Source organism: Streptomyces sp. NPDC005141, from assembly GCF_053599975.1.
The window spans coordinates 1-17,091 of sequence record NZ_JBSFYW010000076.1 but is presented as its reverse complement, the minus strand read 5'-3'; the positions used below and the strand labels follow the sequence as shown (position 1 = coordinate 17,091).

Annotated in this window: 17 protein-coding genes and 2 pseudogenes; 9 read left to right on the top strand and 10 right to left on the bottom strand. The window is 69.7% G+C overall.

Going from position 1 to position 17,091, the window contains the following annotated elements; translation table 11 throughout:
* Window positions 1–68 precede the first annotated feature (68 nt).
* Entirely contained in the window at window positions 69–1,082 is a 1,014-nt protein-coding gene (locus ACWD68_RS36675) for an acyl-CoA desaturase (RefSeq protein ID WP_451810792.1), read from the top strand.
* Window positions 1,079–1,759, top strand: a complete 681-nt coding sequence (locus ACWD68_RS36670; RefSeq protein ID WP_261703951.1) for a TetR/AcrR family transcriptional regulator — start codon at window positions 1,079–1,081, stop codon at window positions 1,757–1,759. The genes ACWD68_RS36675 and ACWD68_RS36670 overlap by 4 nt, the downstream gene beginning before the upstream one ends.
* A gap of 29 nt (window positions 1,760–1,788) precedes the next feature.
* On the opposite strand, the gene ACWD68_RS36665 is transcribed toward ACWD68_RS36670, so the two are convergent.
* Window positions 1,789–2,160 carry a VOC family protein gene (locus tag ACWD68_RS36665; protein WP_451810791.1) on the bottom strand — a complete coding sequence of 124 codons (372 nt, stop codon included), beginning with the start codon at window positions 2,158–2,160 and terminating at the stop codon, window positions 1,789–1,791.
* Window positions 2,160–2,978 (bottom strand): trans-aconitate 2-methyltransferase, encoded by an 819-nt coding sequence (locus ACWD68_RS36660; RefSeq protein WP_451810790.1) that lies wholly within the window; start codon window positions 2,976–2,978, stop codon window positions 2,160–2,162. Before ACWD68_RS36660 ends, ACWD68_RS36665 begins: the two co-directional genes overlap by 1 nt.
* 160 nt (window positions 2,979–3,138) lie before the next feature.
* Between ACWD68_RS36660 and ACWD68_RS36655 the strand changes: the two genes are divergently transcribed.
* Window positions 3,139–3,636, top strand: coding sequence for a MarR family winged helix-turn-helix transcriptional regulator (locus ACWD68_RS36655; RefSeq protein ID WP_385706685.1), 498 nt, complete (start codon window positions 3,139–3,141; stop codon window positions 3,634–3,636).
* Here ACWD68_RS36655 and ACWD68_RS36650 read toward each other — a convergent pair.
* Entirely contained in the window at window positions 3,595–4,362 is a 768-nt protein-coding gene (locus tag ACWD68_RS36650; RefSeq protein ID WP_351859695.1) for a response regulator transcription factor, read from the bottom strand. The genes ACWD68_RS36655 and ACWD68_RS36650 overlap by 42 nt on opposite strands.
* Window positions 4,363–4,618: 256 nt before the next feature.
* Here ACWD68_RS36650 and ACWD68_RS36645 point away from each other — a divergent pair, with 256 nt between their 5' ends.
* The gene (locus ACWD68_RS36645; protein ID WP_451810809.1) at window positions 4,619–5,071 is read left to right on the top strand and encodes a GNAT family N-acetyltransferase; all 453 of its coding nucleotides are present in this window, start codon (window positions 4,619–4,621) and stop codon (window positions 5,069–5,071) included.
* A 210-nt stretch (window positions 5,072–5,281) separates the two neighbouring features.
* Here the strand turns inward: ACWD68_RS36645 and galK are convergent, their stop codons facing one another.
* The 3 genes from galK to galT are packed head-to-tail and all read right to left on the bottom strand — an operon-like array spanning window position 5,282 to window position 8,487.
* Window positions 5,282–6,424, bottom strand: coding sequence for a galactokinase (gene galK / locus ACWD68_RS36640; RefSeq protein WP_451810808.1), 1,143 nt, complete (start codon window positions 6,422–6,424; stop codon window positions 5,282–5,284).
* A 12-nt stretch (window positions 6,425–6,436) separates the two neighbouring features.
* Window positions 6,437–7,402 carry a UDP-glucose 4-epimerase GalE gene (gene galE, locus ACWD68_RS36635; protein WP_451810789.1) on the bottom strand — a complete coding sequence of 322 codons (966 nt, stop codon included), beginning with the start codon at window positions 7,400–7,402 and terminating at the stop codon, window positions 6,437–6,439.
* Entirely contained in the window at window positions 7,399–8,487 is a 1,089-nt protein-coding gene (gene galT, locus ACWD68_RS36630; RefSeq protein ID WP_451810807.1) for a galactose-1-phosphate uridylyltransferase, read from the bottom strand. The genes galE and galT overlap by 4 nt, the downstream gene beginning before the upstream one ends.
* 175 nt (window positions 8,488–8,662) lie before the next feature.
* Here galT and ACWD68_RS36625 point away from each other — a divergent pair, with 175 nt between their 5' ends.
* Together ACWD68_RS36625 and ACWD68_RS36620 are read left to right on the top strand one after the other, a co-directional pair.
* The gene (locus ACWD68_RS36625) at window positions 8,663–10,363 is read left to right on the top strand and encodes a sodium:solute symporter family protein (RefSeq protein ID WP_451810788.1); all 1,701 of its coding nucleotides are present in this window, start codon (window positions 8,663–8,665) and stop codon (window positions 10,361–10,363) included.
* A 41-nt stretch (window positions 10,364–10,404) separates the two neighbouring features.
* Complete coding sequence (locus tag ACWD68_RS36620; protein ID WP_451810787.1) at window positions 10,405–10,722, top strand: hypothetical protein; 318 nt, start codon at window positions 10,405–10,407, stop codon at window positions 10,720–10,722.
* An 86-nt stretch (window positions 10,723–10,808) separates the two neighbouring features.
* Here the strand turns inward: ACWD68_RS36620 and ACWD68_RS36615 are convergent.
* A pseudogene (locus ACWD68_RS36615) lies at window positions 10,809–11,204 on the bottom strand (ATP-binding protein); the annotation flags it as partial.
* Window positions 11,205–11,438: 234 nt separating this feature from the next.
* On the opposite strand from ACWD68_RS36615, the gene ACWD68_RS36610 reads away from it, so the two are divergent.
* From ACWD68_RS36610 to ACWD68_RS36600, 3 genes are read left to right on the top strand one after another with little or no spacing between them, the layout of a single operon-like run.
* Window positions 11,439–12,287: a helix-turn-helix domain-containing protein gene (locus ACWD68_RS36610; protein WP_451810806.1), complete on the top strand. Its 849-nt coding sequence runs from the start codon at window positions 11,439–11,441 to the stop codon at window positions 12,285–12,287.
* A gap of 8 nt (window positions 12,288–12,295) precedes the next feature.
* On the top strand, window positions 12,296–12,724 hold the full coding sequence (locus ACWD68_RS36605; protein WP_451810786.1) for a DUF397 domain-containing protein: 429 nt from the start codon (window positions 12,296–12,298) through the stop codon (window positions 12,722–12,724).
* Window positions 12,725–12,728: 4 nt separating this feature from the next.
* Window positions 12,729–13,625 carry an NAD(P)-dependent oxidoreductase gene (locus ACWD68_RS36600; protein ID WP_451810785.1) on the top strand — a complete coding sequence of 299 codons (897 nt, stop codon included), beginning with the start codon at window positions 12,729–12,731 and terminating at the stop codon, window positions 13,623–13,625.
* Between the two features lie 60 nt (window positions 13,626–13,685).
* Here ACWD68_RS36600 and ACWD68_RS36595 read toward each other — a convergent pair whose 3' ends face one another.
* The 3 genes and pseudogenes from ACWD68_RS36595 to ACWD68_RS36585 all read right to left on the bottom strand — a co-directional run.
* Window positions 13,686–14,405 (bottom strand): helix-turn-helix transcriptional regulator, encoded by a 720-nt coding sequence (locus ACWD68_RS36595; RefSeq protein WP_451810784.1) that lies wholly within the window; start codon window positions 14,403–14,405, stop codon window positions 13,686–13,688.
* Between the two features lie 344 nt (window positions 14,406–14,749).
* On the bottom strand, window positions 14,750–16,663 hold the full coding sequence (locus tag ACWD68_RS36590) for an outer membrane protein assembly factor BamB family protein (protein WP_451810783.1): 1,914 nt from the start codon (window positions 16,661–16,663) through the stop codon (window positions 14,750–14,752).
* 79 nt (window positions 16,664–16,742) lie between these two features.
* Window positions 16,743–17,091, bottom strand: a pseudogene (locus ACWD68_RS36585) (PQQ-binding-like beta-propeller repeat protein); the annotation flags it as partial.

The following is a 17,091-nucleotide window of genomic DNA, read 5'->3' as shown; positions in this document are numbered from 1 at the left end:
ACCCTGGGGGCCGCACGCGGTCACTCTTCGCCACGCTTCCTCACCCTCGAACCCCACAGGGGACGCCCATGACCACGAGTTCCGATGTGATCGACGACGCCCCGCAGGCGGACAACGGCGACACCCAGCTCCTCGCCGCCACCCTCGGCGGCGAGAAGAAGGGGTCACTCGAACAGATCACGCTTCTTCTCTTCATCGCCGTTCCGTTCCTCGCGCTGCTCGCGACTGTGCCGCTGGCCTGGGGATGGGGGGTGAGCTGGCTGGATCTCGGCCTGATGGTCTTCTTCTACTACCTGGGCTGCCACGGCGTCACGATCGGCTACCACCGCTACTTCACGCATGGCTCCTTCAAGGCGAAACGCCCCTTGCGGATCGCGATCGCGATCGCGGGGTCCATGGCGGTCGAGGGTCCTCTCGTGCGCTGGGTCGCCGACCACCGCAAGCACCACAAGTTCTCCGACGCGGAGGGTGACCCGCATTCGCCGTGGCGTTACGGCGAGACGGTTCCGGCGCTGATGAAGGGCCTGTGGTGGGCGCACATCGGGTGGATGTTCGACGAGGAGCGGACGTCGCAGGAGAAGTACGCGCCGGATCTGGTCAAGGACCCGGTGATCCGGGCGATCTCGCGTCAGTTCCTCCTCTGGACCCTGCTCTCGCTGGGCCTGCCGCCACTGATCGGCGGTCTGGCGACGATGTCGTGGTGGGGTGCGTTCACCGGATTCTTCTGGGGCTCCCTCGTCCGGGTGGCCCTGCTGCACCATGTGACCTGGTCGATCAACTCGATCTGCCACGCGGTCGGCAAGCGCCCCTTCAAGTCGCGTGACCGCTCGGGCAACGTGTGGTGGCTGGCGGTGCTCTCGTGCGGCGAGTCCTGGCACAACCTCCACCACGCCGACCCGACGTCCGCCCGGCACGGTGTGGACCGCGGCCAGATCGACTCCTCGGCCCGGATCATCCGCTGGTGCGAACAGCTGGGCTGGGCGTACGACGTGCGCTGGCCGTCACGCTCTCGTATCGATTCCCGCCGGAACGCCGACGGGAACGGTTCCCGAGGCAAGACGGAAACCGCTGAAGCGGCATGATTGACGGCGTGGCGACCGACTCCAGCAGCACCCCGAGCAGCAATGAAAAGCCGCGGCGTGCGCGCCGCACCCGCATGACCGGCGCCGAGCGCCGTCAGCAGCTGCTGGAGATCGGCCGCACCCTGTTCGCGGCCAAGGGGTTCGAGGGCACGTCGGTGGAGGAGATCGCGGCGAAGGCCGGGGTCTCCAAACCGGTGGTCTATGAGCACTTCGGCGGCAAGGAGGGTCTGTACGCGGTGGTGGTGGACCGCGAGATGCGCCGGCTGCTGGACATGGTGACCAGCTCGTTGACGGCGGGCCACCCGCGGGAGCTGTGCGAGCAGGCCGCGTTCGCCCTCCTCGACTACATCGAGGAGTACACGGACGGTTTCCGCATCCTGGTGCGCGACTCCCCGATCCCTCAGTCGACGGGGTCCTTCGCGTCGCTCATCTCGGACATCGCCACCCAGGTGGAGGACATCCTGGGCCGCGAGTTCAAGAGCCGCGGCTTCGACTCGAAGCTGGCCCCGCTGTACGCCCAGGCCCTGGTCGGCATGGTCGCGCTGACGGGCCAGTGGTGGCTGGACGTCCGCAAGCCGCGCAAGGCGGAGGTGGCCGCGCACCTGGTGAATCTGGCGTGGCACGGCCTGGACGGGCTGGAGCCGAAGCCGCGGTTGATAGGGCATCGCAAGGCCTAGCGTCCCGCGGAACCGCTCCCCGCCCCGGCTCAGCCCGGGTCGGGGAGCGGTTCCAGGAATTCGAGGCGGTTGCCGACCGGGTCCTCGGAGTAGAAGCGCCGGTGGCCGGGCAGGTCGTCGTCCCAGGTGACGGGCGCGCCCGTCGCGGCGATCCGCGCGGCGCAGGCGTCGATGCCGGTGACGCGCAGTCCGGGGTGGGCCTTCTTCGCGGGCCGGAAGCCGGTCTCGATCCCGAGGTGGAGCTGGACGGCTCCCGCCCGGAACCAGCAGCCGCCGCGGGCGCCGAGGACGGGCGGCTTGGGCATCTCGGTCATTCCGAGGGCGTCGGTGTAGTACGCGCGCAGGCGGTCCTCGGAGCCCGGTGGGGCGGCGAGCTGGACGTGGTCGACGGCGGTGAGCATCAGGCCTTCTTCCGGGCCACGGCGAACAGCCTGCGGAACGGCAGCACCGTGCCGTACGGCTTCGCCGGGTAGGCGTCGCGCAGCAGGTCCCGGTATTCGGCGACGAAGGCGTCCAGGGCCTCGGGATCGTCCGCGAGGGCGGTGAGAACGGGCCGCAGTCCGGTGCCCTTCACCCAGTCGAGCACCGCGTCCTGCCCGGTCAGCAGTTGCATGTACGTCGTCACCCAGACGTCCGTCGCGCAGCCGAGGCCCTCGAGACGGTCCAGGTAGACGAGCGGGTCGTGGACCGAGTCCGCGGGGCGCAGGCTGTCGCCGAGGAGGCCCTTCCAGCGGGCTGAGGCGGCGAGTTCGCGCATCAGGACGTGCAGCGGGGCGTCGGTGTTGTGGGGCACCTGGAACGCCAGGGTGCCGCCGGGAGCGAGGGCGTCGAGCCAGCCGTGGAGCGATTCCAGGTGTCCCGGGACCCACTGGAGCGCGGCGTTGGAGGCGATCAGGTCGTACGTCTCGGTGGGTGCCCAGTCGGTGAGGTCGGCGTGGGCGAAGTCGAGCCGTCCGCCGCCGGCCGTGGGGCCGGCGTGCTCCTCGGTCCTGGCGAGCATCTCGGCGGAGTTGTCGTAGCCGGTGATGCGGGCGGTGGGCCAGCGGTCGGCGAGCTGGGTGGTGACGTTGCCGGGACCGCATCCGAGGTCGGCGATGCGGGCCGGGTCGCAGGGGAGTTCCGGGACCTGGGCGAGGAGGTCGGCGAAGGGGCGGGCTCGGTGCCGTGAGTGGCGCAGATACTGGCCGGGGTCCCAGGTGGGGGTGGTGGCGGCAGCCATGGGTGGTCTCCTCGAAGGTCGCCGGAGAGGTCGCGGACCGCCAAAAGGGGCGGCGGCGGCCGGACCGTTCTGGAGCTCCACCTTCACAGGAAAATATCTCGACGTCAAGAGACTCCACATCAAGAGACTTCACGTCGACACAACCATTACACTGATCGTCATGGAGGACGAGGTCGATCGGCTGGTCGCTGCGTGGCGCCGGGAGCGCCCGGACCTCGACGTGGAACCGCTCGAGGTGCTCAGCCGGGTGAGCAGGCTGGCCCGGCACCTGGACCGCGCGCGCCGGCTGGCGTTCGCCGAGCACAGCCTGGAGCCCTGGGAGTTCGACGTCCTGACGGCGCTGCGGCGCGCGGGATCCCCGTATCAGCTCTCCCCCGGACAACTGCTCACCCAGACGCTCGTCACCTCGGGCACGATGACGAACCGCATCGACCGCCTGACCAAGAAGGACCTGGTGGAGCGCCTCCCGGACCCGAGCGACCGCAGGGGCGTGCTCGTACGCCTCACGGACGAGGGACGTGACCGCGCCGACCAGGCGCTGGCCGGCCTGCTCGACCAGGAGCGGGCGATCCTCGCGGAACTGAGCAGGGCGCAGCGCGGTGAACTGGCCGGACTGCTACGCCAGTTGACCGCCCCGTTCGACAACATCCCCGGTTAGGTCGACGGGCCCGACCCCGGCGCGCCTGGCCAGTGCCACGGCGGCGAGGGTGGAGTGCACCCCGAGCTTCCCGAGGACGTTCTGCATATGCGTGCGGACCGTGTGCGGCGAGAGGAAGAGCCGCTCGGCCACCGCCTTGCGCCCCAGTCCGGCGACCATGCACCGCAGCACCTCGCGCTCCCGGGGCGTCAGCGACTCGACGAGCCGCTCGCTCTCGGTCCGGTGCTTGCGGGCGGCGGTGAGCTCCCGGAGCACACCCGTGAGCAGGGCGGGCGGCAGATGGGTCTCGTCGCGCAGCACACCCCGTATGACGGTGAGCAGCCGCGACAGCGAGCAGTCCTTGGCGACCCACCCCGAGGCCCCGGCCTGCAGGGCGAGCGCGGCACGGCGCGGATCGTCCTTCTCGGCCAGCACGACGGTCCGTACGCTCGGCTGCCCGGAGCGCACCCCGGCCACGAGCGAGATGCCGTCCACCAGGCCGTCCTCGTTGCTTTCCTGGACGGGCACCGCCGGACGCATGCCGGGCAGATTGCCGCCCAGGTCCGCGTCGACGAGCAGCACGTCGAAACGGCGCCCTTCCGCCGCCGCGCGCTCGAGGCAGCGCAGCGCGGCCGGACCGCTGCCCGCCGCGGACACGTCGACGTCGGGCTCGGCCGCGAGAGCGGCGGCGAGCGACTCGGCGAAGATGCGATGGTCGTCGACGACCAGTACTCGGATGCGAACCACTGAAACCCCCACTGTCGGGGGACGGTCCGTGCAGGTACGGCGCCCGAAGTGATCCCGAGCCCGCTTGCGACCCGGAAAACGGGGTGCCGCAGCCGCACGGCCGCCGCCGTGCTGGAAGTGCTACCCCCACTTCGGGCGTCGTACCCGACTGTCTCGCCCCCTGATCAGCACCGGCCCCCACCGGCACTGTTCATCAGAGTAAGGCCGGGGGCGGGGAGCGGAAGGTAATTTGCAGAACTGATTGGCCAGCGCGTTTATGGTGAGCCGTATGTTTCGTATCGAGTCAGGAGACGACAAAGACCGTCGGGATCTGCTCCGCAGACGCCTGCTGGACACGAACACGGCGGCGTCCCCGGTGCTGCGCGCCCTGCGCGGAACCCCCGGGGAGCGTGAACATCCGCTCCACCTCTGGGCCCTGGACGAGGCCGGCGAGCTGGCGGGCGGTCTGGCCGGGCACACCTGGACGACCTGGCTGCACGTCACCTACCTGTGGGTCGACGACCGTCACCGCGGCACGGGCCTCGGCAGCCGTCTCCTGTCACAGGCCGAGCGCCTCGCCCGCGAGGAGCGGGGCTGCCTCGGATCCCGGCTGGAGACCTGGGACTTCCAGGCCCCGGACTTCTACCGCAAGCAGGGCTACGAGGTGGTGTGCGTGATCCCCGACTATCCGCCGGGGATCACGGAGTACACACTGACGAAGCAGATCTGAACCCCTCCGGCGCCATGGAATTTCAGCCCCTGGCGCCAGAGAATGTCAGCCCTCCGCCGCCGGAGATTGTCAGCCCCTCCGCCGCCTGAGAACTTCAGCCGCTCCGGCGCCCGGAAATTCAGCCCCTCCGGCGTTTGAGGAGCGGGGGTCCGGGGGCGGAGCCCCCGGGTACGGGCAGGGCAGGGGCGGAGGGGGCGAAAGAACCCGGGGTCAGCCGATACGCCGGGCCCCTGCCGAGGGAACGGCCGGGAAGACACGGGGAGCGGTGAAGCCCGCCGCGGCGAACGCTTCCGTGATCGCCTTGGTGATCGTGTCGACGTCGGTGGATTCGAGGAGCACGATCGCGGAGCCGCCGAAGCCGCCGCCCGTCATCCGGGCGCCCAGCGCGCCGGCGGCGTTCGCCGAGGAGACCGCGAGGTCCAGCTCGTCGCAGGAGATCCGCAGATCGTCGCGCAGCGAGGCGTGACCGCCCGTCAGGACGGGCCCGATCGCCCGGACATCGCCCGCGTCCAGCAGGGTGATGACCCGGTCCACCCGGTGGTCGTCGGAGACGACATGGCGGACGTAGCGGCGGACGCGCTCGTCGGAGAGACGGTCGAGGGCCGCGTCGAGGTCCTCGTACGCGACATCACGCAGGTGGGAGACGCCCAGCTGCCGCGCCCCCTCCTCACAGCCCGCGCGCCGCTCCGCGTAGGCCCCGTCCCCGAGCGCGTGCTTCACCCGGGTGTCGACGACCAGGAGTTCGAGGCCCTGGGAGGCGAGGTCGAAGGGGACCTGGCGGATGGACAGATCGCGGCAGTCGAGGTGCAGGGCGTGGCCCTCGGTGCAGCACGCCGACGCCGTCTGGTCCATGACACCGCACGGCACACCGACGAAGTCGTTCTCGGCGCGCTGTGCCAGTCGTGCCAGTTCGGGGCGGGTGAGCCCGAGTCCGTACAACTCGTCGAGGGCGAGGGCCGTGACGACCTCCAGCGCCGCCGAGGAGGACAGTCCGGCGCCGGTGGGCACCGTGGAGGCCAGATGGATGTCCGCGCCGCCGACGGCGTGGCCCGCCTCGCGCAGGGCCCACACCACGCCCGCCGGATACGCGGCCCAGCCGGTGTCGGACCGGGGCACCAGCTCGTCGACGCGCAGCTCGACGACCGGTCCGTCGATGTCCGCCGAGTGCAGCCGCAGCACCCCGTCGGACCGGCGGGACACCGCCGCGACCGCCGTGTGCGGCAGCGCGAGCGGCATCACGAACCCCTCGTTGAAGTCCGTGTACTCGCCGATCAGGTTGACCCGGCCCGGCGCCGCCCAGACGCCCTCGGGCGCGGCACCGTACAGCTCCTCGAAGCCCTCACGTACCCCCACCTGCTCCACCTGCTACCCCTTCGCTACGTTCTGTGCGAACTCCCACGCGTCCGCGACGATCCCCGCGAGATCCGCGCGGGACGGGTTCCAGCCGAGCCGTTCCCGGGCGGCGTCGGCCGAGGCGACCAGCACCGCCGGGTCCCCGCCGCGGCGCGGTGCCACGACCTCGGGGATCGGGTGCCCGGTCACCCGGCGCACCGTCTCGATGACCTCGCGGACGGAGAAGCCGTTGCCGTTGCCGAGGTTGCAGATCAGGTGCTCGCCCGGGGTCGCGGCGTCGACCGCCAGCAGGTGCGCCTCGGCGAGGTCCGCGACGTGGATGTAGTCGCGGACGCAGGTGCCGTCCGGGGTCGGGTAGTCGTCGCCGTAGACGGAGATCGCGTCGCGGCGGCCCTGCGCGACCTGGAGGACGAGCGGGATGAGATGCGACTCGGGGTCGTGCCGCTCGCCGCTGTCGCCGTACGCGCCCGCCACGTTGAAGTACCGCAGGGAGACGGCACCGAGTCCGTGCGCCGCCGCCTCGCCGGTGATCATGTGGTCGACGGCGAGCTTGGAGGCGCCGTAGGGGTTGGTGGGCCTGGTCGGCGCGGACTCCACGATCGGGGTGGTCTCGGGTTCGCCGTACGTCGCGGCCGTGGAGGAGAAGACCAGCTTGCGCACGCCGGCCTCGCGCATCGCGGCGAGCAGCGCCATGGTGCCGCCGACGTTGTTGTCCCAGTACTTCTCGGGCTTCACCACGGACTCGCCGACCTGCGAGAACGCGGCGAAGTGCAGGACGGCGTCGTACGAGGAGTCCAGCCACTTGGCGGCGTCGCGGATGTCGCCCTCGACGAACGCGGCGCCGGTGGGGACGCCCTCGCGGAATCCGGTCGAGAGGTTGTCGAGGACGGTGACCTCGTGGCCCGCCTCGAGCAGGTGGCGCGCGACCACGCTGCCCACATAGCCGGCTCCACCGGTGACCAGGTACTTCCCACTCATGAACTCGCTACCTCTCGCAGTCGCTGAGCCGCGGTCTCCGGCGGCACGTCGTTGATGAACACGTTCATGCCGGACTCGGAACCCGCGAGGAACTTCAGCTTGCCGGAAGTGCGGCGAATGGTGAAAAGCTCGAGGTGGAGCGCGAAGTCGTCCCGATTGACGCCTTCGAACTCCTCCAGCGGGCCGAAGGGGGCCTGGTGCCACGCCGCGATGTACGGAGTCGGTGGCTCGCCCGCCCCTTCCTTTCCACCGTCCGGGCCGTCGAAGATCCGGTCGAAGCGCCTCAAGAGTTCCAGATAGACCTGGGGGAACTCTGTGCGCGCGTCCTCGTCGAGGCCGAGCAGATCGGGCACACGGCGGCGCGGGTAGAGGTGGACCTCGTACGGCCAGTGGGCGGCGTACGGAACGAAGGCGATCCAGTGGTCACTCGACAGGACGACCCGTGAGCCGTCCGCCAGCTCGCGCGCGACGACCTCGTCGAACAGGTTCTCGCCGCCGGTCGCCTCCTTGTGCGTGGCGAGCGAGCGCAGCATCAGTGCGGTGCGCGGGGTGGTGAAGGGGTAGCCGTAGATCTGCCCGTGCGGGTGACCGAGTGTCACACCGATCTCGGCGCCACGGTTCTCGAAGCAGAAGACCTGCTGGACGGAGGGCAGATGCGACAGTTCGGCGGTGCGGTCGGTCCACGCCTCCAGGACGAGCCCGGCCTGTTCCTCCGTCAGATCGGCGAAGGACGCGTCGTGGTCGGAGGTGAAGCAGACGACCTCGCAGCGGCCGGAGTCGCCGGCCAGCGAGGGGAATCGATTCTCGAAGACCACGACGTCGTACGAGGAGTCGGGGATCTCGCTCAGCCGGTCGCCGGAGGACGGGCACAGCGGGCACTCGTTCGCCGGCGGGTGGTAGATGCGCCCCTGCCGGTGCGAGGCGATCGCCACCGAGTCGCCGAGGAGCGGGTCGCGGCGCACCTCCGATGTGGTGACGGTCGGGTCGAGCGGGCGCCGGTCCACCGCGTCGCGCACCTTGTCGTCGCCCGCGTCGTAGTAGATGAGCTCACGACCGTCGGCCAGTCGGGTCGAGGTCTTCTTCACAGTCGGACTCCCCATCCACACCCGAACCTTCAAACATAACCGAACACAACAAACCACAAGCCACCACCGCAGTCAACATCACAATCAAACAAAGGACACCATCGGAAGTGTTCATTTCTTAGATGCGGAGACATAGGTTCCGGTCCGATACGTTCACGCGACGAAGCGAGTTCTGATGCAGTCCCCCACACACCTGCCACAACCGGGCACCCTGCTCGCCGCCGAGCTGCGTCTCCCCACGAACGCACTCGACTACACGATCCTCGGCATCTACTTCGTGGTCGTCCTGGGCATCGGCTTCGCGGCCCGCCGCTCGGTGAAGACGAGCCTCGACTTCTTCCTGTCGGGACGCTCACTGCCCGCCTGGATCACCGGCCTGGCCTTCATCTCGGCCAACCTGGGCGCCACCGAGATCCTCGGCATGGCCGCCAACAGCGCCCAGTACGGCGTCTACACCGTGCACTGGTACTGGATCGGCGCCATCCCGGCGATGGTCTTCCTGGGCCTGGTGATGATGCCGTTCTACTACGGCTCCAAGGTCCGCTCCGTGCCGGAGTTCCTTCTCCTGCGCTTCGACAAATGGGCGCACCTGCTGAGTTCGATCCTGTTCGCCTTCGCCGCCGTCCTCATCGCCGGCGTCAACCTCTACTCGCTCGCGATCGTCGTCGAGGCCCTGCTCGGCTGGCCGCAGTGGGTGGCGATCGTGGTCGCCGGCTTCTTCGTCCTCGCCTACATCACCCTCGGCGGTCTCTCCTCCGCGATCTACAACGAGGTGCTCCAGTTCTTCGTGATCCTCGCGGCGCTGATCCCGATCGCCGCACTCGGCCTGAACCGGGTGGGCGGCTGGGACGGCCTGACGGACTCCCTGGACAAGACCCACGGCGCCGACTTCACGACGGCCTGGGGCGGCACGGGCATCGGCAGCGACAACCCGCTCGGCGCCAACTGGCTGACCATCGTGCTCGGTCTGGGCTTCGTGCTGTCCTTCGGCTACTGGACGACGAACTTCGCCGAGGTGCAGCGCGCGCTGTCGGCCAAGAACCTCTCCGCCGCCCAGCGCACCCCGCTCATCGCGGCCTACCCGAAGATCTTCATCGTCTTCCTAGTGATGATCCCGGGTCTGGTGGCTGCCGTCCTGGTCCCGAAGATCGGCACGAGCGGCTCGGATCTCCAGTACAACGACGCGATCCCCTATCTAATGCAGGAGTTGCTGCCGAACGGTGTCCTCGGCATCGCGGTGACCGGGCTGCTGGCCGCCTTCATGGCGGGCATGGCGGCCAACGTCTCGTCCTTCAACACGGTCTTCACGACCGACATCTGGGCGAAGTACGTCGTCACGGACCGCGAGGACTCCTACTACGTCCGCTTCGGCCGGCTGATCACGGTGATCGGCGTCCTGGCATCGATCGGCACGGCCTTCCTGGCCTCGTCCTTCTCCAACATCATGAGCTACCTCCAGACGCTCTTCTCCTTCTTCAACGTGCCGATGTTCGTGGTCTTCATCGTCGGCATGTTCTGGAAGCGGGCGTCGGTGAAGTCGGGTTTCTGGGGCCTGCTGGCCGGTACGACGGCCGCGATGGTGAACTACTTCGTCTTCTACAAGCAGGGAATCATCGGCTTCCCGTCCGACCAGGGCGCCAACTTCGTCTCCGCGATCGCCGGCTTCGTGGCCGGTGCCGTGGTCATGGTCGCCGTCTCGGCCTTCACCGCCCCGAAGCCCGCCGAGGAGTTGCAGGGCCTGGTCTACGGCACCCGGTCCCCCGGCGTGGCCGAGCCGCCCGCCGCCGGCGACGACGCCTGGTACCGCAAGCCCGCCCTGCTGGGCTGGGGCGCGCTGATCCTGGCGGCCGCCTGCTACATCCCGTTCTCGTTCTGACGAGTTCCGACGGGTTCTGAAGAAGGAGAAATCGAGAAACCATGTCCGACCACTCGGAGCGCGACCTCCAGCGCGAAGTCTCGGAACTCGAGAAGAAGTCCGCGACCGCCGCCAGTCTGTTCGACATCCGCCGCATCATCGGCGGCCTGTTCGTGATCTACGGCGTCATCGTCACCATCGCCGGCATCACGGCCTCCGACGCCGACCTCGACAAGGCGGACGGCGTCAACATCAACCTCTGGACCGGCCTCGGCATGCTCGCCCTGGGCCTGTTCTTCCTGGTCTGGCTGTGGCTGCGGCCGCTGCCGGCACCGGTACCGGAGGCGCCGGCCGAGGAACACCCTCCGCCGACGGAGTAACACCCTTACCCGGGGCCGGAGTTCACTTGGTGTCCGGCCCTTGGCGGCCCCGGACCTTTCGATCCGACGTGATCGACGAGCTGGGTAGCGGCCAGGTCGCACCACACGTACTTGCCGGTGTCGCCGCCCTGGCGCAGCGGGTGCCAGCCCCAGTCGTCGGCGCAGGCCCGGACCAGGACGAGACCCCGGCCCGCCTCCGCCTCGCCGGCGACGGACGCCTCATGCGGCGGCGGCACCGGACTCCCGTCCCAGGCACCGATCCGCAGCACCCCGCCCCGCCAGCGCAGCCGCAGGGCCGCCGGCCCCTTCGTATGCCGTACGGCATTGGAGACCAGCTCCGCCGCCAGCAGCTCGGCCACGTCCGCGAGACGGATCAGGCCGTGCAGGGTCAGGATCAGCCGGACCGTGCGGCGGCAGACGGTGACCGCGCGGACGTCGTGGGGGATGTGGAGCGTGTAGTCCCAGGGTTCGGTTTCGGGCATGAGCGAACTCCGGTTCAGATGGGGGGAGTCGAGAGTCGGCCGAGGGCACGGGCGGTGGCAGTGTCACAGCCGTCACGGCAGGACGGAGTGGTGCGCTTCCGGGGTCGGGGTTCCGCAGCGTGTGCTTCGCGTCACCGACGGTATGGGTAAAATTTGGGCCCGCGCAAGCCGCTGCCGTAGCCCTCCCCCCGAAGGAGTCGCTGCCCCATGGCAGTTGGGGCGAGGGAGGAAGCCATGCCGCGCAGACGGCAGCCAACCGCACGCCAGGAACGCCTGGGTATCGAACTGCGGAAACTGCGGGAGGCCGCGGGACTCAAGGCGCGCGAGGCCGCTGCACTGGTCGGGTCCGACTCCGCCCAGATGAGCCAGATGGAGTCCGGCATCGCGGGGGTGAGCGAGGAGCGGGTGCGCAGCCTTGCCGCCCATTACTCCTGTGCGGACGAAGAGCTGATCGAGGCGCTGGTATCGATGGCAACCGATCGGACACGCGGCTGGTGGGAGGAGTACCCCTCACTCCCCGCATCGTTCCTGGACCTGTCCGAGCTGGAGCATCACGCCACCTACCGCTGGGACGTGGACTTCCTCCATGTCCCCGGCCTGCTCCAGACGGAGGACTACGCCCGCGGAATCCTCGGGTACCGGGTGCCCGAACTCCCCCCGCGTGAAATCGACTTGCGCGTCCAACACCGGCTGGAGCGGCGCGTCATCCTTGAAGGCCCCCAACCGACCCCGTACGAGGCCGTGATCCACGAATCGGCACTGCGCATCCGGGTCGGCGACCGCGCTGCGGCGCGGATTCAACTCGCCCACATCCTGGAGTTCGCGGAAGCGGGCCATGTGACCGTACGCGTCATCCCGTTCGATCTGAACGGCTTCGCCGGCGCCGACAGCGCCATGGTGTACGCAGGCGGCACCGTCCCCGAACTGGACACGGTCGTACGCGATTCGCCGCAGGGCACGGGTTTCATCGACTCCGCAGCCCAACTCAACGCATATCGAACGCTCTTCCGTAGAATGGAGGTCGCGTCACTCAGACCCGAAAGATCGCGTGACTTCATCCACAGGCTGGCGAAGGAACTGTGAGGCGCTCCATGAACACCCCCCTCAACTGGCAGAAGTCCTCCTTCTCCGGCAGCGGCGACGGCAACGCCTGCCTCGAGCTCGCCACGGTCCCCGTCAACTGGCAGAAGTCCTCCTTCTCCGGCGGCGGTGAGGGCAACGACTGCGTCGAACTGGCCACCACCCCCGGCACCGTCCACCTCCGTGAGAGCGACGCCCCCGGGACCCGGCTCTCGACCGCCCGCGGGCCCCTCGCCCACCTCCTGAACCACATAAAGACTCGCACCTCGGCCGTCGTGGCCGATGACGACCGGGGCCACCGGATCGCCGAGGAACTCGCCGACGCGCGCGCGAAGGTGGCCCGGCAGATCCTCCGGGACGGTTTCCAGGACCGCCGCCGAGGGCTTCCCCTCATGGTCCCGCGCCGCCGCGAAGAAAGTGCGAGCGAGGGGGAAGGCTGACCGCATGACCGACAAACTCACCGTCAGCGTCCTCGGCACCGGAATCATGGGTGCCGCGATGGCCCGTAACCTCGCCCGCGCCGGACACGGTGTCCGCGCCTGGAACCGCAGCCGCGCCAAGGCCGAGCCGCTGGCCGCCGACGGCGCGCACATCGCGGACACCCCGGAGGAGGCCGTACAGGGCGCCGATGTCGTCCTGACCATGCTGTACGACGGTCCCGCCGTCCTCGACGTCATGCGCCGGGCGGCACCCGGGCTGCGCGCCGGGGCCGCCTGGGTGCAGTCGACGACCGCCGGGACCGAGGCACTCGGCGAGCTCGCCGACTTCGCCCGCGCGCACGGGCTCGTCTTCTTCGACGCTCCCGTCCTCGGGACGCGCGCACCCGCCGAGGCCGGGCAGCTGACCGTGCTCGCCGCCGGTCCGAGCACGGCGCGGGGCACCGTGACACCCGTCTTCGAGGCCGTCGGCGCCCGTACCGTGTGGACCGGCGAGGACGGCTCGACGGGCAGCGCCACCCGGCTCAAGCTCGTCGCCAACAGCTGGGTCCTGGCCGCCACCGCCGCGACCGGCGAGGTCCTCGCCCTGGCGCGGGGCCTCGGCGTGGACCCGCGGAGCTTCTTCGACCTCATCGCCGGCGGCCCGCTCGACATGGGCTATCTGCACGCCAAGGCCGCCCTCGTCCTGGAGGACCGGCTGTCCCCGGCCAGCTTCGCCGTCACCACCGCCGAGAAGGACGCCCGCCTGATCGTGCGGGCCGGGCAGCGGCACGGCGTCCGTCTCGACGTCGCCGAAGCCGCCGCCGAACGCTTCGGCCGCGCCGACGCCCTGGGCCACGGGGACGAGGACATGGCAGCCGCGTACTTCGCGAGCTTCGAGGAGGGGAAGCCCCCCTCCTCGTAGACCCCGACGACCCGTGGACGGGCCCCGGAAGCTCAGGGGCCCGTGCGCGCCTCGTACACCTCAGAGGGAGTCGGCCGCGCCCCCGTGCGGTGCCGGTGCCGGGAGCGGTGCCGGGAGCGGTCCCGCCCGGTCCAGCAGACCCGTGCGGGCGGCGAGTGCCGCCGCTTCGAGACGGGAGCCCACGCCCAGTTTCATCAGGACCCGCTGGACATGGGTACGAGCCGTCGACGGGGCGATGCCCATGCCGGCCGCGATGAGCCGGGTGTCCTCGCCGTCGGCGACCCGCACCAGGACCTCCACCTCGCGGGGTGTCAGCATCTGGAGCAGCCGCTGGCCCTCGTCGTCGGGCTGGGCGGCGGGGTTGAGCAGTTCACTGAAGGCGCCCTGGAGCAGTTGCGGGGCCACCGCGGCCTCGCCCGCCCTCGCCTTCATGATCGCGCGCTCGACGCCCTCTATGCGTTCGTCATGGCGTACGTAACCGGAGGCGCCGGCGGCGAACGCGGCGGCGATGCCGCGCGGGTTCGGTACCGGGCCGAGCACCAGGACCGCCACCTGGGGGCGCTCCCGTTTGATCCGCACCACCGGGTCGAAGATCCCCGGCTCCGCGGGTGTCGCCGTGCCGATCAGGCACACCTCGGGTGCGCGTGTGATCACCAGCTCCGCCGCCCCCGCGGCGGGCGCGGCCGCGGCGAGCACCCGGTGCCCGCGCAGCTTCAGAGCCGAGGCCAACGCCTCGGCGAGCAGTCGGTGGTCATCGACCACCATGAGCCGCACTCCCATCAGGCAACCCCCCAGTCCCCCCAAGCATCCCCACTGGTTCCCCGTGGATTAGGAGCCCCCCGGCTCTCCATCCCCCGGAAGCTACACGCTTGTTCGACGTTGCGCTTCCCCTACTGGAGAGAAGTGCCCCGGAATATCGAAATCCCTCCCAATAGGAAGGGATGAGGGGTACGTGCGCGGCCCCGCCCCTGAGCAGGGACGGGGCCGCACACGATGTCTCGGACCGAACGAATTCCTTCCGAAAACGATCACCGCATTCTTTCGAAGATGATCGCCTTACTTCACTCCAAAGATGCTCGCTTCGTAGTGATCATTCCGAGGGCGGCCGCTCCGAAAGCGACCGGCTACCTCGTTCCGAAGGCGATCGCCAGGTACTCCTTGTCGTCCGCGGAGGACGGCTTGTCCGCGTAGACCTGGGACATGTACAGGTGGCCGTCGCGGTAGAGGATCTCGGCGTACTCCGGGAGCATGCTGGACTCCGCGTCGCGCGTCGCCTCGGTCGCCGGGTTCTCCATGAGCTCGGTCGCCTTGAAGGAGGTCCCGTCGATCGAGACGATCTGCCCGCCCTTGTCGTACGGCGGCCGCTTGTACGCGAGAAGGCTGGTGCCGTCCATGCGCAGCGGGGTGATGGTGTAGCCGTCGCCCGCGTCCGCGCGCTGGCCGGTCTGCTTTCCGGTGGCCAGGTCGAAGGAGACGATCTCGTTGGTCCGGCTGTATTCGCCGGTGCCGTCGTGCTCCTCCGTCGGGATGTACAGCTTGTCGTTGCCGACGGCGAGCGAGGAGCAGTACTCGATCCTCGTGATGCCGTCGCAGCGGGCCGCGTACGTCTTGCCGGGCGCGGAGATCTTCGACCGCAGCTTGCCGGTCTTGCTGTCGATGGAGAAGAAGTCCGAGATGCCGCTGCCGTCACCGGCGGAGTCGCCGACGTCGGCGGCCACGACCAGCGGGTCGGTGGAGACGACGCTGGCGTACTCGATGCCGGGCGACATCTTGTACTCGGAGATCACCTTCCCGGTCTTCGGGTCGATGGTCTGGATGTGCAGCTGGCGCGTACTGCCGTACTCACCGCACTTGCGGACCGCGACCAGCTTGTCGCCGCCGCCGTAGCCGGAGTCGTAGCAGCTGTCGCCCGACTTCGGTGCCCACAGCGCCTTGCCGGTGGAGATGTCGAACGCGCCGCCGCCGCTGGTGCTGCCCGAGGCGACCGTGTTGCCGCTGACCGTCACGTTGTCGAGGTTGATCGGCTCGTCACCGGACTTGATCGTGCGGGTCCACAGCTTCTTGCCGGTGTCGAGGTCGATGGCGGCGAGCTGGCTGCACCCGTGCGAGGGCTCCGCCTTGGTGGGCATCGCGGGCTCGTAGATGATCGCCGTGCGGTCGGCGTCCGTGGTGTGACGGCTCGCCTGGCACACCGGGCCGGGAAGCTTGAGCGTCCAGTTCTTGGCGCCCGAGTCCGGGTCGTAGCCGTTGATCTCGGCGACGCCGGTCTTGGCGTACACCTTGTCGGTGAGCCAGGAGCCGGCGGTGGTCACGCTCGTGTCGTCCTTGGGCACGGCCGGCGAGGGGATCTGGAACAGCAGCGAGGACGTGGTGTTGGCCGGCGCCTTCTCCTTGCCGCCGGATCCCTTGTCGTCACCGCCCTTGCTGTCGCCGCTCTTGCCGCCGGTGCCGCCGCTCGATCCCCCGGAGTTGTTCTTGTCGTCCTTGGACGAGTTCGAGTACAGGACGCCGCCGCCGACGATCAGCGCGACGGCCACCACGGCCGCCACGATGATGAGCATCTGGCTGTTGAGCTTCCGCCCACCGCCCGCTTTCGGAGCCTGCGGCTGCATCGGCATGGTCTGCGGCTGCGGGTAGCCGTAAGGCTGCTGGCCCGGGGCGCCGTACGGGGACTGCGGCTGGCCCGGGTAGCCGTAGCCCGGCTGGGCCGGGGGCGGCGTCTGCGGGTAGCCGTACGGCTGCTGCGGCGGGGCCGCGGGCGGAGCGCTCTGCGGGGGCGGGGGCGTCTGCGGGTAACCGTAGCCGGGACCCTGCGCGGGCGGCGGCGGGGGCGTCGGCGCGCCGAAACCGCCGGGGTTGGGGTCTCCCCTGCTCGAACTCTGTTGAGAGCTCGGGGAAGGGTCCTGCGGTGCGCCGAAGCCGCCCGGATTGGGGTCTCCCCTGCTCGAACTCTGTTGAGAGCTCGGGGAAGGGTCCTGCGGTGCGCCGAAACCGCCGGGCGGGGGCTGGTTCGGCGGCGGCGGGGGCGGCTGGCTCATGACGTGAGTACCTCGGGATGCGTTGGGACTGCGGGCCGGTGGGCGTGCGGGGCGCGAAGGAACTGGGGCGGGGCGTCGGTCACTTGCCGTAGGCCAGCATCAGCTTCTCCTTCGCCTCGTCATTGCCCGTCAGCCGGGTGGTGGAGATGTAGAAGCGTCCGTCCACGTAGTCGACGGCCTTCGAGTAGAAGCCGCTCTCGATGTTCGCGGTGCCCTGAGGGTTCTGGAGCAGCTTGGTGAGCGTGTGGCTGCCACCCGTCGTCGGAACCGACACGATGCGGCCGCCGCCGTCGTACGACGCCTCGACGTATGCGATGAGGTTCGTGCCGTCCATCTTCAGCGGCATCATCGCGGCGTCCACGGGGGACTTGACGCGCCACTTCTCCTTGCCCGTCGCCAGGTCGAACGCGACGATCTCGTTGGCTCCG

What these genes read in the sequence shown, in the direction of transcription:
- ACWD68_RS36675 (WP_451810792.1), top strand. Translation starts at nt 69, where the DNA reads ATGACCACGAGTTCCGATGTGATCGACGACGCCCCGCAGGCGGACAAC.
- ACWD68_RS36670 (WP_261703951.1), top strand. Translation starts at nt 1,079, where the DNA reads ATGATTGACGGCGTGGCGACCGACTCCAGCAGCACCCCGAGCAGCAAT.
- ACWD68_RS36665 (WP_451810791.1), bottom strand. Translation starts at nt 2,160, where the DNA reads ATGCTCACCGCCGTCGACCACGTCCAGCTCGCCGCCCCACCGGGCTCC.
- ACWD68_RS36660 (WP_451810790.1), bottom strand. Translation starts at nt 2,978, where the DNA reads ATGGCTGCCGCCACCACCCCCACCTGGGACCCCGGCCAGTATCTGCGC.
- ACWD68_RS36655 (WP_385706685.1), top strand. Translation starts at nt 3,139, where the DNA reads ATGGAGGACGAGGTCGATCGGCTGGTCGCTGCGTGGCGCCGGGAGCGC.
- ACWD68_RS36645 (WP_451810809.1), top strand. Translation starts at nt 4,619, where the DNA reads ATGGTGAGCCGTATGTTTCGTATCGAGTCAGGAGACGACAAAGACCGT.
- galE (WP_451810789.1), bottom strand. Translation starts at nt 7,402, where the DNA reads ATGAGTGGGAAGTACCTGGTCACCGGTGGAGCCGGCTATGTGGGCAGC.
- ACWD68_RS36625 (WP_451810788.1), top strand. Translation starts at nt 8,663, where the DNA reads ATGCAGTCCCCCACACACCTGCCACAACCGGGCACCCTGCTCGCCGCC.
- ACWD68_RS36620 (WP_451810787.1), top strand. Translation starts at nt 10,405, where the DNA reads ATGTCCGACCACTCGGAGCGCGACCTCCAGCGCGAAGTCTCGGAACTC.
- ACWD68_RS36610 (WP_451810806.1), top strand. Translation starts at nt 11,439, where the DNA reads ATGCCGCGCAGACGGCAGCCAACCGCACGCCAGGAACGCCTGGGTATC.
- ACWD68_RS36605 (WP_451810786.1), top strand. Translation starts at nt 12,296, where the DNA reads ATGAACACCCCCCTCAACTGGCAGAAGTCCTCCTTCTCCGGCAGCGGC.
- ACWD68_RS36600 (WP_451810785.1), top strand. Translation starts at nt 12,729, where the DNA reads ATGACCGACAAACTCACCGTCAGCGTCCTCGGCACCGGAATCATGGGT.
- ACWD68_RS36595 (WP_451810784.1), bottom strand. Translation starts at nt 14,405, where the DNA reads ATGGGAGTGCGGCTCATGGTGGTCGATGACCACCGACTGCTCGCCGAG.
- ACWD68_RS36590 (WP_451810783.1), bottom strand. Translation starts at nt 16,663, where the DNA reads ATGAGCCAGCCGCCCCCGCCGCCGCCGAACCAGCCCCCGCCCGGCGGT.